The sequence below is a fragment of the Flavobacterium coralii genome, assembly GCF_019891545.1.
Lineage (GTDB): Bacteria > Bacteroidota > Bacteroidia > Flavobacteriales > Flavobacteriaceae > Flavobacterium > Flavobacterium coralii.
Genome location: NZ_JAHDIU010000001.1, coordinates 453,014 through 468,154, shown reverse-complemented (window position 1 = coordinate 468,154; position 15,141 = coordinate 453,014). Strand labels below are relative to the sequence as shown.

Sequence of the window (15,141 nt, the reverse complement as noted above, 5' to 3'; positions counted from 1 at the left end):
CACAAAATATGAAATCGAATAACTAACTCCTTACTAAAGTAGCATGAGATGAAATTTCGGTATTAAGCAGTCTTGATATAGGACAGTTTTTTTCTGCCTTCTGTACGTGCTGCTGAAACGCCTCTGTTGATATATCATCTACCCTGCCGATAACAGAAAGGTGGCTGCTAACCACGCTGCCGTTCTGGAAATCTACATTACATTTTGTTTCTAACGATGCTACCCTGTACCCTGATTCGTTTAAGTATGCCGTTAACTGCATAGTAAAGCAGCCTGCGTGTGCAGCAGCTATAAGCTCTTCGGGGTTGGTACCGTTGCCGCTCTCAAAACGGGTTTTATATGAGTACTGTGTGTTGCTTAAAACGTTACTTTCTGTGGTAAGTTTGCCGTTACCTTCTTTAAGGGAACCTTCCCAAACTGCGGTTGCATTTCTTTTCATGGTAATTGTTTGTTGTTTTGTTATCTGTTATTTAAAATTAATAAATAAGATATAAAACTCATTATCAAACAACTGCCATTAACACAAACTTATGATTTGCTTCCGGTTTCTTTAAGCATACCATAAAGTTTTATTGTGGTATTCCAGTTACGTGTGGTGGCGCGCAGCTTAAGCTTGTTTTCGATAAGGTTATTTGAGAGCTTAGAATCAGATGCCTTTCCTGCAAGTTTAAAATATAAAATATCATCTTTAAGTACTATTTCATCTTCACCGATTGGCGCCTGTAACAGCTTTTCATAATAACCTGCTTCAGGAATGCCGGAAAGAAAAGTAACGTACAGCTTTTTAATGCCTTCTTCTATGTCATCAGGGCCTGCAAACGGATTTAAGAACAATGCCCTATGCATATCAGCTTCATCAAATATAAAAATGGCAATACTAAGGTTATATTCTTTTTCTACCAATGCCTCTATATGCTGCCTTACTATATCTTTATCAGGTTCAGTCGCTATGAAAACTACGTTACCGCTTTGTATGTAGGTAGCTACATCTGTATATCCTGCATTTGCCATAACCTTTCGCAGGCCTTCCATTTTAATGATATTTTTACCGCTAACGTTTATTCCGCGAAAAAGAGCAAGGTATTTTTGCATACTATAGAAAAAGGTTACATGCAAATTTATTCATATTTAATTACCAATAGCTTATTTTTGCCGCATGGGAAGAAAAAGATCAGACAAGATCATATTTGAAAATGTAAGTGTGCTGGATGCAGGCGCAAAAGGTGTTTCTGTAGCAAAAGCGCCGGATGGAAAGGTAATTTTTATACCTAATGTTGTACCCGGAGATGTGGTAGATGTGCAAACACTTAAAAAGAAACGCGCCTATTATGAGGGGCGTGCTATAAAATTCCATGAATTGTCAGAGCACCGCACTGTGCCTGTGTGCGCCCACTTTGGCTCGTGCGGGGGCTGCAAATGGCAGAACATGACCTACAGCCAGCAGCTTTTTTACAAGAACCAGGAAGTTTATAACAACCTGAAACGCATCGGTAAAATTGAGATGCCGGAGTTTGAACCGATAATGGGCAGCGAGAAACGCTTTTTTTACCGCAACAAGATGGAGTTTTCTTTTTCTAACAGCCGTTGGATGACGGAAGAAGAAATTGCAAGCGGAGCTACAATAGATAATGCAAACGCACTTGGCTTTCATATACCAAGGATGTGGGATAAAATTCTTGATATTACCCATTGCAGCCTTCAGGAAGATCCAAGTAATGCAATACGGAATGAAATACGTGATTTTGCAAATGCAAATGACCTGAGCTTTTTTAACCCCCGCGAGCACAGCGGACTACTGCGCACGCTTATGATACGCACGGCAAGCACAGGGGAAATAATGGTACTGGTACAGTTTTATGATGACGACAAGGAGAAAAGAGAATTGCTGCTCAACTTTCTTGCTGAGCGTTTCCCCGAAATTACATCATTACAGTATGTGGTGAACCAAAAGGCAAACGACACGCTTTACGACCAGGATATCATACTCTACAAAGGCAGGGATTATATACTGGAAGAAATGGAAGGTTTAAAATTCAGCATTAATGCCAAATCTTTTTACCAGACTAACTCAGACCAGGCTTACGAGCTGTATAAAATTACAAGAGATTTTGCAGGGCTAACCGGTAACGAACTGGTTTATGACCTTTATACCGGTACGGGTACTATTGCGCAGTTTGTATCTAAAAAGGCAAGTAAGGTAATTGGTGTAGAAGCAGTGCCCGAAGCCATAGCCGATGCAAAAGAGAACGCTAAGCGCAATGCCATTACGAACTGCGAGTTCTTTGCAGGCGACATGAAAGAGGTTTTTAACGAAGAGTTTATCGCTACTCATGGCAGGCCCGATGTTATAATAACCGACCCTCCGCGTGATGGTATGCATAAAGATGTTGTGGCGCAAATATTAAATATAGCTCCGGAGCGTGTGGTATATGTAAGCTGCAACTCGGCTACGCAGGCTCGCGACCTTGCCCTGATGGATGAACAGTATAAAGTAACCCGTGTGCGCCCTGTAGATATGTTTCCGCAAACGCACCACGTAGAAAATGTTGTACTTTTAGAAAAAAGAAAATAACACGGCACAACCGCTATGAAAAAGATTATTATTACTGCAATTATCGCTACAGTTATAGCTACCTACTTTTGGAGCTGTGAGAAAGACGATATATGTGCTGAAGATACCCCTACTACTCCCAACATGATTGTCACTTTTTATAATGCCGATAACCAGGAAGTACGTAAAAGCGGCAGGATACTGCAATTTATGGAAGGTGACAGCATTGAAGGCAGGGATGCTGTGGCTGTTGACAGTTTAGTAGTACCGCTAAGAGCAGATGCAGAATCTGTAAGATGGGGCTTTACACTGGTTACAAACGCGCCCGGCGGCGGCTTAAATTATAATACCGACTATATTGAATTTAAATATACCCACAATGAGGTTTACATTTCGAGGGCGTGTGGGTTTAAATCCCTTTTCTATCTTAAAGAAAATACTAACGAAGAGCCAAACCCTGTACTAACAGACACTATACCTGCAGATAACCTGTGGATTCAAGAAATACAGGTTATAGAAAGCAATATTGAAGATGAGAACACAGAGCATATTAAAATATTTTACTAGCCTGGGCATTATGCTTGCTGCCATGCAGGGGTCAGCGCAGGTAGCAACAGATACTGTTGCCCCTGCCGAGACTGCAGTGCCTGCTGCTAAAAGTGAGCGGTATGGATTACGCCTAGGTGTAGATCTTAATAAGATTGCAAAAGGCTTCTATACCGATGATTACAGGGGCCTTGAGATAGTTGGGGATTACAGGCTGAGTAAAAAGCTTTATGCAGCGGCAGAAATAGGTAATGAAGATTATACCATTGATGACAGGCAGTTAAATTTTACGGCATCAGGCAGCTATTTAAAAGTAGGCTTTGATTATAATGCCTATGAAAACTGGCTTGATATGGAGAATATGATATATGTGGGTTTCCGCTATAGCATAGCTTCATTTAGCCAGACACTGAACTCTTACAAAATATATGATAACCGGATTTTAGATGGTAATGTACGTTATCTTGATGAGGTAACAGTGATATCGGGCAGAGAGTATAGCAGCCTTAATGCACACTGGGCTGAAGTTGTAGGCGGTGTTAAAGCTGAAGTTTTTGATAATCTTTTTTTAGGGTTTAGCGTTAGGCTGAATTTATTGTTCGCAAACAAAAAGCCCGATAATTTTGATAACCTGTATATACCCGGTTATAACCGCACCTATGCAGGCAGCTTTGGCGCAGGGTTTAACTATACTGTTTCTTATTTTATACCACTTTACAAGAAAGCAGCCAAACCCGCAGAAAAAACTACTCCATAAAAAAGCCCCTTTGCACATTACAAAAGGGCTTTTAGTATTGCAAGCTTTATTTTTACTTTATTATCAGTTTTTGGGTAGAAGATTTGCCTTCTGTACTTATCCTTATAAAGTACATGCCGCTATGTAATGAGGAAATGTCTATCGAATTTGTATTACCCGCTACTTTTGCAATTAATACTTTTTTACCCAATACATCTGTAAATACTACATCTGCTTCTCCTGTAAGGTTTTCAGCCAGTATAGAAACTGTTCCTGATGCAGGGTTAGGATACACTACAAAAGCCGTGTTATTAAAATCTTTTGCCGAAGCAGCCGTCTGCACAGTTGTTGTAGTAGTGTTGGTAAGCACTACAGGGTTAAAGTCGAAATAAATACCTGCTGAAGCCATAATAATATCTCCTTCTGCTATGTTGCTGACAGGCTTTATCCTGTAGCTGATATATCCCTGACTTCCCGCTTCATCTGCATCTGTGTAAGGAAGGTTTATGTTATTAAAATAAAACTGTACCATATTGCCTGTACGCATCGTCTGCATATTGTGGCTTGAAGCAACAGGCTGAAAGGTGTCCCAGTCTAAATTGTCATCCAGCATGTCATCTACTCGTATATTTATGGCGTTGCCGTTACCTTCATTCTGGAATCTTATTGTATAATGCAGGTAACCTTCTGCCTGCTCTGGGCTTATAAAAGCACCTTCGTGAACAGTAATATCATTTGGGTCATATGAGTTTACAACAGTCTGGTTTACTATTGAAACATTATCATCTGCTATATCATCTGTTCCCGATAGTGCTGCTGTAAACTCAAGTATATCTCCGCCGTTTACTGTTGGAGGCGTAAATACTGTAAAGTTAATAGCTGCCGTTACAGACTGAAATGGCATAAGCTGGGCAAAGTTATAGGTCAGCACATTGCCTGACGGTGACATTGCAGGGCTTGAAGAATTAAAGGTAAGGCTTGCATCGTTAAAGGTTATGGTTATAGTGCCGCCTGCAGGAGTGCTGCCTGTATTTTGTATTACTAATTGGTAATAAGCATCAAAACCGGGTATTGCATTACCCATCGGCACCATTGTTACAGATATATTGGTACTGTTATCTTCTGCCGAAAGGCAGAAATTATAACCTTGTTCCTCTCCCTCAGGTGATAAAGTATAGCTTCCCGGCGTTGTGGTAAAGGGGAATGTGCCGCCCTGCCCTACAGTAAGTGTGCCCTCTAATTCAGGTACATTCACAAACCCATAATTTCCGTTGCTGTCCGTAAATGCAACATAATTTGTAATGCCGTTATTAAAGCTTACAGGTAAGCCCGGAGCGCCTACAGCACCTGTATTGCATTCATTACTACCAAGGTCATATGTAACCATACCTGTAACACTTGCACCTTCACAATCTCCGGCAATAAGCTCTAAAGAGGTAACAGAATGGCAGGTGCCATCATACTTTCTTACATATATTGTCTCGTTATATGGTAATATGTTTTGGTAGGCTGATGTAGTGGCTATTGCATTTACACCATCCTCAGCATCAGCATACGTCTGATGGAATGTTACCATAATCCACTGATTGTTTCCGTTTATACCTTCTATAAGCGATGCAAGGTTAAACAATGCAATACCATCCATATTTTCGTCACAACCTGTAAGCGGTTCTAAAGGCCCATCAAAATGTACAAAATCAGGCTGTGCAATAAAATCAAACTCTAATATACATCCTTCATATTCGGCATAGGCGTATAAATGTGTAAATTGAGGTACTATAGTACCTGAACCATATATTGTACCCTGCCCTCCAGGCTCAGAATAAAATTCTCCGATATTCAGTTCAGGTACATCATATCCTTCACAAACTATCAGAGTAGGTTCCATTGCATATAAGCTTACATCCGTAACTGTAAAATTAACTATCATATAACTCTCATCATTGTTGTTTTCTACACGCGCATAAATAGTCACATACCCAGGCACAATAGCGGGTACAGTATACTGCTCCGGTTGAGGAATGGCGTTTACCGAAGCTTCCGCATCTGCTTCAGATTCATAATAGCTGACAGTAAACATTGAAGGATTAAGCCCTCCTAAAATGAGTGGTGTCTGCTGAGTCAAATCTACCGGTGGCGCCGAATCCATAAAAACATTAGGATTACAATGCACAATATCCGGTGGGGTGTTGGCTACAGTCTGGCTAAATGCTGTACTTCCGTAAAATAATGATAGAAAGAGTAGAATTTTTTTCATAAGTGGTTGGTTTTAAAATGGAAAAGATACAATATTTATAAATATAAAAAGCCCCCCGCTTTAAAAACGGAGGGCCAAAAACTATTTCTGTTATTTATCTTACAATTATTTTCTGAGTAACAGATTTTCCATTTGCAGAAAGCGTAACAAAATACATTCCGCTAGTTAAAGATGAAAGATTAATAGTTGAATCAGCTCCAGACACTTTTGTACTTAAAACTGTTTTACCCAATACATCTGTAAATACTACATCTGCTTCTCCGGTAAGGTTTTCAGCCAATATAGAAACTGAGCCTGAGGCAGGGTTAGGGTACACAACAAAAGCTGTGTTATTAAAATCTTTTGCCGAAGCTGCAGTCTGCACAGTTGTTGTAGCTGTGTTGGTAATAATAGCTTCATTAAAATCGAAGTATATACCTGCTGTAGCCGACATAGAGTCTCCTAAAGCAATATCTGATACAGGCTTGATTTTATAAGTAACCCAACCATTGCTTCCCGGCTCATCCATATCTGCATAAGGCAAGTCAATTCCGTTAAAGATAAATTCAACACTTTCTTCGTTGCGTTGTGTTACATAATTGTGGCTCGCAGCAATCGGTTCGAATGTGCTCCAGTCAAGGTTTGCATCCAGTTCGGTTTCAATCCTTACATTTTGGGCATTGGCAGTACCTTCATTCTGGAATCGGATAGTGTAATGCAGGTAACCTTCTGCCTGTTCAGGGGTTATGTATTCACCTTCATGAACCCTTATATCATTAGGATCGTAGCTGTTAACAACAACCTGGTTAAGTACGTGGCTGTTATTAGCCATATTATCATCAGAAGTACCGTCTATACCTACAGTAAGAGTAACCACATCGCCTAATTGTACTGTTGGCGGCTGCATTACATTAAAGTACACATAAACATATTCCCACTCAAAAGGCTGAAGCCCGGAATATGAAAACGTTAGTGAACTTCCGTTTAGCTGCATCGCAGGAACCGACATATTATAGCTAAGCATTGCATCGTCAAAGTTCAGGGTAATGGTACCATTTTGTATATAAGAGCCTAAGTTTTCATACATAATCAGGTAACCTGTTTCCATACCCGGAATAGCGTTAAGTATCGGGAAAATTGTTACGGCAACATCATTTACAGGGTTAGCAGCGGCAAGGCAGAAATCATATGCTGTTTCATCTTCAGGAAGCGTAACAGTATAATTTGCCGGGGTTGGTGCATATTGCTGGGTATTATTTATATATAGAATATTGTCACCATCAGGAACATGGTAAAAAGTATATTGCCCGTTCTCATCTGTAAATGTATAGTAAACATCATTATTATGTGTATAGCTCACAATAATACCTGCGGCAGGTATATCACTTGCAGAGCAGCCGTTACCATCTGCGTCATAAGTAACAGTGCCGCTAATAGTGTTGTCAGTACATGGCCCTGCTACAATAGGGGCTTCATATACCCCGAAACAAGTACCGCCATCTACCCTAACATAAAGCGTTTGCTGGTATTGCACAATGTTCGTATAACTCCACATTTGGTCTGCAATTGCGTTCATACCTGCTTCTGCATCAGCGTAAGTTTCATGTATTGTTATTACATAGTTATCACTTGCATTAAGCATGGCATAAACCTGCTCCCATATCAGGGCTAAGTCAAATAACTCATAACCATCTTCATTATCATCACACGCAATCAGCGGGCTGACAGTAATTGCGGGTATTGGGTATATATTTACATATATAATTTTCTCAGCAGCACAAATGCCTGCCCATTCATTATAAACATAAACATTTGTTGTTTCTGTTATTACATCGCCCGGCATGAGCATAGTCCCGGTGCCGCCGGGGCCAGTGTAATAATTGCCGATTTCAGGTACAGGCAATGTATAGCTTTCGCATTGGAGAATTTCTTCATCATACCCTATCCATCCGCTGCCCCATCCTACAGAAAACGAGCTTACATCATAAGAGTCATCTATTTCAGAAGTTACCCTTACAAAAACCTCAATAAACACATCTTCGGGTGTCATATAAAACGTTGGGTCAGGAATAGGGTTTGTATTATTTATGGCATCTTCTTCTGTTTGGAAATATGCCACTGTAAAATTTGAAGGATCCTGATTACCCAAAACAATATTGTTTTGAAGAGTTAAATCAAAAACTTCGATACCGCACTGAATCATATCAGGTGCATCATAAGCCGTGGTTTGCGAGTAGCCTGCTACACACAACAAAACCGAAGCAAATAGTGTAAGTAATTTCTTTTTCATAAGTTAAAAATTTTGATTGTTTAGTGTTAAAACAACCAAAAAAAGAAATTCCCTACCTCATTTATCGCATTTATTTAATAATTGTTTAATTATATTAGGTTTTCCCGTATTTGTCCCGGAAGTAATATATCACTGATATTCAGGTTGTAATAACTCCTGTATTCAGGGTTGATTATCACTTCAAAATTTTTACGGAAACGTGTATATTCTTCGTTGGTAAAATCATCAAGAATTATTTTTACCATATAATCTACGCCCTGCATAAATTTCACCCTGTCAATACAGATAACCGAGGCATTAAAACAATCTTCATACTGGTGGTAAAACCCCGCGCCTATGGGTTCATAACGGGTAATATCTATACCTCTCGATACTAACAGCGATTTAAGTTCGAGGCTGTTGTTTTTCGGTTCTGCCTGTATCCTGGCTTTTTTTGGCCTGCCCATTACTGACTCCATTTCTTAGTGCTTGTTTGCTTCTGCAAATTTGCGCCAAAAAACGGGGGACAGCATTAAAATTATGGTAATTGTTTATTAAGGAACCCTTAAATATTCAGGACTTATTTCGCTCGCGCCAGTTTTCGGTAATGGCATTATAATCTATATCAAAAGCGGGTTCCTGGCGCTGCAGCCTGTGCTCCTCAAAAGCTTTAAGCAAAAAGCCTTCAATCATATAATCTTCAGGCACATTAGCAGGGTCATATTTAGTCTTGAGATTAATATCAAATACTCGTGCCATACGGTCAGACCAAAAAGCCTTCCAGCCGCTTTTTTGCTCTTTTATGAGGTTAAAAGTAGTTTCTCCCGTTTGCCTGTGTATCAGCTTTACAAGTATTTGCCCGTCTTTACGTGAAAGGTCTTTTAGCTGTCCTTCAAATTCTTCTTCAAGATATTTCTGCACAATTTTGGCATATTTCTTCTTTTCCCTCTCGGTTTTAAGTTTCGCCATATTGCGGTTAAGCAGCGTTAGCCTGTCGGCTGCTATTTTGGCGTAAGGGTAAACCTTAAGCACCCTGCGCCTAAGTATAAGCAGTTTCTTTTTCTCGTCAGGACTAAGCGTGTCCTTTACATTAGAGATAACTATTTCCTGCATCTCCATATTAAAAAAAATGGAATCATTCTCTGTTACATTCTTCACGGTATCAGTAACAATTTCCTGCGCATTTGCAGAAACTGAAATGATAGCCAGCAACAGGAATAAAAACCGTGTTTTCATGTTCTTAAAATTTAATTCAAAAATATGCATTTATACGTAACTCTGTTTTCAAATTATTAATTTAGCGAAAAATCATAAAAATAATCTATGTCTTCAAAATCTGTTTTAAACGACAACTCAATTACCTTTCTCGAAAAATACCTTAATAACGCCTCTCCTACCGGTTTTGAAGCCGAAGGGCAAAAAATATGGATGGAATACCTGAAGCCGTATGTAGATACTTTTATCACCGATACTTATGGCACTGCGGTTGGAGTTATTAACCCCGACGCCCCTTACAAGGTTGTTATAGAAGGCCACAGCGACGAAATATCGTGGTATGTTAACTACATTACCGATAACGGACTTGTTTATGTAATCCGTAACGGTGGGTCAGACCATATGATTGCCCCGTCTAAGCGTGTCAATATCCATACCAAAAACGGAATTGTAAAAGGTGTGTTCGGCTGGCCGGCCATACATACCCGTAACCGCAGCAAGGAAGAGCCTGCAAAGCTTGAAACCATTTTTATAGACCTTGGCTGTTCTACCAAAGAAGAAGTAGAAAAGCTTGGTGTTCATGTGGGCTGTGTAATAACCTATCCTGATGAGTTTATGGTATTAAATGACAACAAATTTGTTTGCCGCGCTATAGATAACCGTATAGGCGGCTTTATGATTGCCGAAGTGGCACGCCTGCTGCATGAAAATAAAAAGAAATTGCCTTTCGGGTTGTATATAACCAATTCTGTTCAGGAAGAAGTAGGGCTTCGTGGTGCCGAAATGATTACCAAAACAATCCGCCCCAACGCTGCTATAGTTACCGATGTTTGCCATGATACAACAACGCCTATGATAGACAAGCGTATTGAAGGCGATACTGTTATAGGCAAAGGTCCTGTTATTACCTATGCCCCTGCTGTGCAAAACAAACTGCGCGAACTGATTATTGATACTGCCACTGCTAACGAAATACCTTTCCAGAGGCTGGCTTCATCACGCGTTACAGGTACCGATACTGATGCTTTTGCGTATAGTAACGGTGGTGTGGCAAGCGCGCTTATATCATTACCGTTGCGATACATGCATACAACCGTAGAGATGGTGCACCGCGACGATGTTGAGAATGTAATAAGACTTATTTATGAAATGCTGCTTAAAATGAAGAATGAAGATTCGTATTCTTACTTCAGCTAATAAACAAAGCATCTGCCGAGGCAGATGCTTTTTCATTTAAGACTGTTTTTGTTCAGGAATGCTTACGCATTTTTGGCTTCCTTCAGTACTGCAAGCGCTTCTTTAGCATTAGAAAGCTCTGCATACTTAATGGCAGTAAAACCTTTCTGGTCTTCCAGCCTTAAGTTAGCACCGTTCTCTAAAAGCAGCTTTATCATTTCTACCTGATTGTAACGGGCTGCAAGCATCAGGGGTGTTGCGCCGTTCGATTTTTCGTTTACATCTGCCCCGTACTCAATAAACTTTTTTACCGTTTCAAGATCGCCTTTGCATATGGCAACACAAAGCGGTGTCATGTTTTTGTACTCTCTAACAAACTCAACATTTTGGGCAGTTGAAACATTAGCAGCAAATGTTGTGCTACTGAAGGCTACAAGAGCCAGGCTTAAATAAATGATCGCTTTTTTCATGATTGATGATGATTTGATGATTAAAAAATATGTTTGTTTATTACTTGCTTATTAAGCAACGGTTGATTAGGCCGTTTAAAATAATAGACGCATATACAAAGGCTAACGTTACCCAAAAACACTATTTTAACAAATATTTAACAGCTTTAATCTTGTTATGCCTGCATACAAAAAAAGCATCGCCCCGCATTAGCAGGGCGATGAAGTACATATTTTTTATAGATTATTTATTTAAATAATCGAGCACATTTTTTTCAATTCTTTTGTGGATATCGGATATATCAGCTTTAGAAAACTTCTCGCCGATGATATTTTCATAAAGCTCTATATATCTTTCAGAAACGCTTTCTACATACGCTTCATCCATATCGGGTATCTGTTGTCCTTCTTTACCCTGAAAACCGTTTGCAATAAGCCACTGCCTAACAAATTCTTTACTAAGCTGCTTTTGGACTTCTCCCCTGTTTTGGCGCTGCTCATAACCTTCTGAATAAAAGTAACGGGAAGAGTCGGGTGTGTGTATTTCATCAATAAGTACTATCCTTCCATCTTTAGTACGCCCAAATTCATACTTGGTATCAACCAGTATCAGCCCTCGCGATGCAGCAATCTCGGTACCACGCTTAAAAAGGTCGCGGGTATATTTCTCAAGTACTTTATAATCTTCCTCGCTAACTATCCCTTTAGTTATAATATCCTCACGCGATATATCCATATCGTGCTCGCCATTATCCGCTTTAGTAGTGGGCGTTATAATCGGCGAAGGGAATTTATCATTTTCTTTCATTCCCTCGGGCAGTTCAACCCCGCAAAGAATGCGCTTTCCTGCAGCATACTCGCGCGCAGCATGGCCACTAAGATAACCGCGAATAACCATCTCTACTTTAAAAGGTTCGCATACAAGCCCCACGGCAACATTAGGGTCGGGTGTGTCAAGCAGCCAGTTAGGCACTACATCTTCGGTAAGGCGCATAAATTTCGTGGCAATCTGGTTCAGTATCTGCCCTTTGTATGGAATGCCTTTTGGCATAATAACATCAAAAGCCGAAAGCCTGTCGGTAGCTATCATTACCAGCAGTTCGTCGTTAATATTGTAAACCTCGCGTACTTTGCCACGATAAACCGACTTTTGCCCCGGGAAATTAAAATCTGTTTTGGTTATGGTGTTCATAACAGTTGTTGTGTGTTAGCAGTTAAGCTGCAAAAGTAATAAAGTTTGGTAAGTTTATTCACTTCTTTTCCTTACCAACGCAATAATAATGTTAGTATATAACATCAGCATTGCTGAAAGAATTAAACCAATAGTTAAAACAAAAACCAGGCTATCGGTTATCTTCAAAAAGAGTGAACATATTACAGAAGCAGCAAGAAATGTAATATTGAAGATTAAAACCTTTTTACTGAACCTTGCTTTTATAGCATACATTATTACATAACCCAAAAAAGAGAGCAAAAGAGTAAATATAAATACTACTGGAAGAACTCCTGAAAATTCCCACGCCCAGCCAATGGTCCTGATTACACCATGAGTACCAAAACTGGCATCAAACAAAAAGAAACATCCTGCTATCAAAATTACTGTAGCTATCAGTAAAAAGGCTAACCCTGCTTTTTTGATGAACTTCATAAAAATAAATCAAAAACCACCGAAAGTTTACACTTTCAATGGTTACTTTACGACTTTACACTTTTAAACTTTAGACTATGTTTTAATCATGATTCTCAATAGCCTTGTACGCATCAATAACCTTTTTAACCAGCCTGTGGCGTACCACATCTTTATCATCAAGGTAAATCATGCCAATTCCTTCTATATCTTTTAATACCAGTAAAGCCTCCTTAAGTCCGCTTATTACACGGCGCGGAAGGTCAACCTGTCCCGGATCGCCCGTAATCATAAATTTAGCCTGCTTACCCATACGCGTAAGGAACATTTTCATTTGCGAATGGGTGGTGTTCTGGGCTTCATCCAATATTACAAAAGCATTGTCAAGCGTACGTCCACGCATAAACGCTAGCGGCGCTATCTGAACTATACCTTTAAGCAGGTAATCTTCCAGTTTTTCGGGTGGAATCATGTCGCGCAGCGCATCATACAACGGTTGCATGTAAGGGTCGAGCTTCTCTTTCATATCTCCCGGTAAAAAGCCCAGGTTCTCACCTGCTTCTACCGCAGGGCGGGTAAGTATAATACGCTTTACCTGCTTTTCTTTAAGCGCTTTTACGGCCAGTGCAACACCCGTATAGGTTTTACCCGTACCGGCAGGGCCTACTGCAAAAACCATATCATTTTTCTGCATCAGGTCAACCAGCTTTTGCTGATTAGGGGTCATGGCTTTAATAAGTTTACCGCCAAGCCCGTGCACCAGTATCTTGTCAGATGCATCCATCTGCTCTACCTGCTGGTCGCTTTGTATAACGCGCTCTATAACATTATCATCTATCCTGTTGTAACGTGAAAAATGCACCATCAGCCTCTTAAACCGCTTTTCAAACTCGTCCAGCATTTCTTTCTCGCCAAAGGCTTTAAGAGTTGTGCCGCGTGCCACTATTTTTAATTTGGGGTAATATTTTTTTATGGTTTCCAGGTGGGCATCCTGTGCGCCCCAAAAATCTTTCGGGGCTATGTCTGTAAGTTCAATTGTCCTTTCGTTCAAAAGCAGTTTTTTTAAATTAAAAATATCGCTATATAATTAGTAGCTTTGCATTCAAATTTAGTGAAATTTTAATCGCGCCTAATAAAAGTTTTACACAATTTTATGTCAATAATTACCCTTACAACCGACTTTGGCCTGAAAGACCATTTTGTGGGCGCCCTTAAGGGAAAAATCCTTTCAGACTATCCTGAAGCGGTTATTATAGACATATCGCACGATGTAGATCTTTTTAATATTGCCGAGGCCAGCTACATAATAAGTGCGGCATACAGCAGCTTCCCGAAAGGCACCGTTCACCTTATAGGCGTTGATGCTGAACTCAGCAAAGAGAACAGGCATATTGCCATGGAATGGGACGGGCATTTTTTTGTGTGTGCCGATAATGGCATTCCCAGTATTTTATCCCAAAAAATTGTTCCCGAAAAAGTGGTTGAAATTACTGTGCACGACCGTTTTGGCACCGATGCAACAGAAATGGATGTGTTTGTAAAAGTAGCCTGCCACCTCTCCCGTGGCGGACTGCTTAATGTGATTGGCAGGGAAACAACAGAGGTTAAACCCGTAAACCAGTTACAGCCGGTTATAAGCCACGACAACACCACCATTAAAGGATATGTAGTATATATAGACCATTTTGGCAATTGCATTACCAACATTACCAAAAGGCTTTTTAAAGAAGTTGGGCGCGGGCGCGGCTACGAGATTACTTTTGGAAACAAGACAATAAAAGCGGTTAAAGAGGGTTATTCTGATTTTACTGTAAACGAAAGATTCTCCTTAAAAGATTATGAGGGCGAAAAGCTGGCTATTTTTAATGAAGCAGGCTATCTTGAAATTGCTATATTCCGCAGTAACCCGTTAACGGTTGGTACCGCACGCACGCTCTTGGGGCTTAAGTACCGCGATGTGGTAAATATTGTATTTAGATAATGTACATAAGTAAAATATGTTTATACGAATTGTAAAAATGAGTTTTGAGGCTGATAAGGTGGAAGCCTTTCTTCAGAATTTTGAAGAAGTGAAGCAGCACATACGAAATTACCCCGGTAACCGTTTTTTAGAACTGTACCGCGACAAAGCCAACCCTACTGTATTTTTCACTTACAGCTATTGGGAAAACGAAAACGACCTTGAAAACTACCGCAATTCGGAATTGTTTAAAGAGGTATGGTCGTTCACAAAAAAACTGTTTCGCGATAAGCCCGAAGCCTGGAGTGTTGACAGGCTGGTAACACTCGATTAGTTTTTACAGAGAATACTTGTAACTTTACAATCAAATTTTTAA

The 15,141-nt window shown here is 40.0% G+C and carries 16 protein-coding genes; 6 read left to right on the top strand and 10 right to left on the bottom strand.

From position 1 onward, the window contains the following. Window positions 1–22: 22 nt before the first annotated feature. Window positions 23–439, bottom strand: a complete 417-nt coding sequence (locus KJK34_RS02160; RefSeq protein ID WP_223052200.1) for an OsmC family peroxiredoxin — start codon at window positions 437–439, stop codon at window positions 23–25. Between the two features lie 89 nt (window positions 440–528). After that, complete coding sequence (locus KJK34_RS02155; protein WP_223052199.1) at window positions 529–1,092, bottom strand: DUF1697 domain-containing protein; 564 nt, start codon at window positions 1,090–1,092, stop codon at window positions 529–531. A 64-nt stretch (window positions 1,093–1,156) separates the two neighbouring features. Between KJK34_RS02155 and rlmD the strand changes: the two genes are divergently transcribed. From rlmD to KJK34_RS02140, 3 genes are read left to right on the top strand one after another with little or no spacing between them, the layout of a single operon-like run. Next, the gene (gene rlmD, locus KJK34_RS02150; RefSeq protein WP_223052198.1) at window positions 1,157–2,572 is read left to right on the top strand and encodes a 23S rRNA (uracil(1939)-C(5))-methyltransferase RlmD; all 1,416 of its coding nucleotides are present in this window, start codon (window positions 1,157–1,159) and stop codon (window positions 2,570–2,572) included. Between the two features lie 15 nt (window positions 2,573–2,587). Continuing rightward, window positions 2,588–3,118, top strand: a complete 531-nt coding sequence (locus KJK34_RS02145; protein WP_223052197.1) for a DUF6452 family protein — start codon at window positions 2,588–2,590, stop codon at window positions 3,116–3,118. Further along, window positions 3,084–3,854, top strand: a complete 771-nt coding sequence (locus KJK34_RS02140) for a DUF6048 family protein (protein WP_223052196.1) — start codon at window positions 3,084–3,086, stop codon at window positions 3,852–3,854. The genes KJK34_RS02145 and KJK34_RS02140 overlap by 35 nt, the downstream gene beginning before the upstream one ends. A gap of 52 nt (window positions 3,855–3,906) precedes the next feature. Here the strand turns inward: KJK34_RS02140 and KJK34_RS02135 are convergent, their stop codons facing one another. The 4 genes from KJK34_RS02135 to KJK34_RS02120 all read right to left on the bottom strand — a co-directional run bounded on the left by KJK34_RS02135 (window position 3,907) and on the right by KJK34_RS02120 (window position 9,574). Further along, the gene (locus KJK34_RS02135) at window positions 3,907–6,090 is read right to left on the bottom strand and encodes a T9SS type A sorting domain-containing protein (RefSeq protein ID WP_223052195.1); all 2,184 of its coding nucleotides are present in this window, start codon (window positions 6,088–6,090) and stop codon (window positions 3,907–3,909) included. Between the two features lie 94 nt (window positions 6,091–6,184). Beyond that, window positions 6,185–8,359, bottom strand: coding sequence for a T9SS type A sorting domain-containing protein (locus tag KJK34_RS02130; protein ID WP_223052194.1), 2,175 nt, complete (start codon window positions 8,357–8,359; stop codon window positions 6,185–6,187). Window positions 8,360–8,448: 89 nt separating this feature from the next. Continuing rightward, window positions 8,449–8,817, bottom strand: coding sequence for a hypothetical protein (locus KJK34_RS02125; protein ID WP_223052193.1), 369 nt, complete (start codon window positions 8,815–8,817; stop codon window positions 8,449–8,451). Window positions 8,818–8,911: 94 nt separating this feature from the next. Next, window positions 8,912–9,574 (bottom strand): DUF4294 domain-containing protein, encoded by a 663-nt coding sequence (locus KJK34_RS02120; protein WP_223052192.1) that lies wholly within the window; start codon window positions 9,572–9,574, stop codon window positions 8,912–8,914. A gap of 87 nt (window positions 9,575–9,661) precedes the next feature. Here KJK34_RS02120 and KJK34_RS02115 point away from each other — a divergent pair, with 87 nt between their 5' ends. Then, a complete protein-coding gene (locus KJK34_RS02115) occupies window positions 9,662–10,750 on the top strand; it encodes a M42 family metallopeptidase (protein ID WP_223052191.1) in 1,089 nt (362 codons plus the stop codon). 62 nt (window positions 10,751–10,812) lie between these two features. Here KJK34_RS02115 and KJK34_RS02110 read toward each other — a convergent pair whose 3' ends face one another. The 4 genes from KJK34_RS02110 to KJK34_RS02095 form a co-directional block, all read right to left on the bottom strand. After that, complete coding sequence (locus KJK34_RS02110; protein WP_223052190.1) at window positions 10,813–11,199, bottom strand: ankyrin repeat domain-containing protein; 387 nt, start codon at window positions 11,197–11,199, stop codon at window positions 10,813–10,815. A gap of 223 nt (window positions 11,200–11,422) precedes the next feature. Beyond that, on the bottom strand, window positions 11,423–12,370 hold the full coding sequence (locus KJK34_RS02105) for a phosphoribosylaminoimidazolesuccinocarboxamide synthase (RefSeq protein ID WP_223052189.1): 948 nt from the start codon (window positions 12,368–12,370) through the stop codon (window positions 11,423–11,425). Between the two features lie 54 nt (window positions 12,371–12,424). Further along, window positions 12,425–12,826: a hypothetical protein gene (locus tag KJK34_RS02100; protein WP_223052188.1), complete on the bottom strand. Its 402-nt coding sequence runs from the start codon at window positions 12,824–12,826 to the stop codon at window positions 12,425–12,427. A gap of 82 nt (window positions 12,827–12,908) precedes the next feature. Continuing rightward, window positions 12,909–13,856: a PhoH family protein gene (locus tag KJK34_RS02095; protein WP_223052187.1), complete on the bottom strand. Its 948-nt coding sequence runs from the start codon at window positions 13,854–13,856 to the stop codon at window positions 12,909–12,911. A gap of 102 nt (window positions 13,857–13,958) precedes the next feature. On the opposite strand from KJK34_RS02095, the gene KJK34_RS02090 reads away from it, so the two are divergent. Both KJK34_RS02090 and KJK34_RS02085 read left to right on the top strand, forming a co-directional pair. Next, on the top strand, window positions 13,959–14,786 hold the full coding sequence (locus KJK34_RS02090; RefSeq protein WP_223052186.1) for an SAM hydrolase/SAM-dependent halogenase family protein: 828 nt from the start codon (window positions 13,959–13,961) through the stop codon (window positions 14,784–14,786). 16 nt (window positions 14,787–14,802) lie between these two features. Further along, entirely contained in the window at window positions 14,803–15,099 is a 297-nt protein-coding gene (locus KJK34_RS02085) for a putative quinol monooxygenase (RefSeq protein WP_223052185.1), read from the top strand. The last annotated feature ends 42 nt before the right edge of the window (window positions 15,100–15,141 follow it).

Coding starts and splice junctions, on each gene's coding strand:
- KJK34_RS02160 (WP_223052200.1), bottom strand. CDS start 439: ATGAAAAGAAATGCAACCGCAGTTTGGGAAGGTTCCCTTAAAGAAGGT.
- KJK34_RS02155 (WP_223052199.1), bottom strand. CDS start 1,092: ATGCAAAAATACCTTGCTCTTTTTCGCGGAATAAACGTTAGCGGTAAA.
- rlmD (WP_223052198.1), top strand. CDS start 1,157: ATGGGAAGAAAAAGATCAGACAAGATCATATTTGAAAATGTAAGTGTG.
- KJK34_RS02145 (WP_223052197.1), top strand. CDS start 2,588: ATGAAAAAGATTATTATTACTGCAATTATCGCTACAGTTATAGCTACC.
- KJK34_RS02140 (WP_223052196.1), top strand. CDS start 3,084: ATGAGAACACAGAGCATATTAAAATATTTTACTAGCCTGGGCATTATG.
- KJK34_RS02135 (WP_223052195.1), bottom strand. CDS start 6,090: ATGAAAAAAATTCTACTCTTTCTATCATTATTTTACGGAAGTACAGCA.
- KJK34_RS02130 (WP_223052194.1), bottom strand. CDS start 8,359: ATGAAAAAGAAATTACTTACACTATTTGCTTCGGTTTTGTTGTGTGTA.
- KJK34_RS02125 (WP_223052193.1), bottom strand. CDS start 8,817: ATGGAGTCAGTAATGGGCAGGCCAAAAAAAGCCAGGATACAGGCAGAA.
- KJK34_RS02120 (WP_223052192.1), bottom strand. CDS start 9,574: ATGAAAACACGGTTTTTATTCCTGTTGCTGGCTATCATTTCAGTTTCT.
- KJK34_RS02115 (WP_223052191.1), top strand. CDS start 9,662: ATGTCTTCAAAATCTGTTTTAAACGACAACTCAATTACCTTTCTCGAA.
- KJK34_RS02110 (WP_223052190.1), bottom strand. CDS start 11,199: ATGAAAAAAGCGATCATTTATTTAAGCCTGGCTCTTGTAGCCTTCAGT.
- KJK34_RS02105 (WP_223052189.1), bottom strand. CDS start 12,370: ATGAACACCATAACCAAAACAGATTTTAATTTCCCGGGGCAAAAGTCG.
- KJK34_RS02100 (WP_223052188.1), bottom strand. CDS start 12,826: ATGAAGTTCATCAAAAAAGCAGGGTTAGCCTTTTTACTGATAGCTACA.
- KJK34_RS02090 (WP_223052186.1), top strand. CDS start 13,959: ATGTCAATAATTACCCTTACAACCGACTTTGGCCTGAAAGACCATTTT.
- KJK34_RS02085 (WP_223052185.1), top strand. CDS start 14,803: ATGTTTATACGAATTGTAAAAATGAGTTTTGAGGCTGATAAGGTGGAA.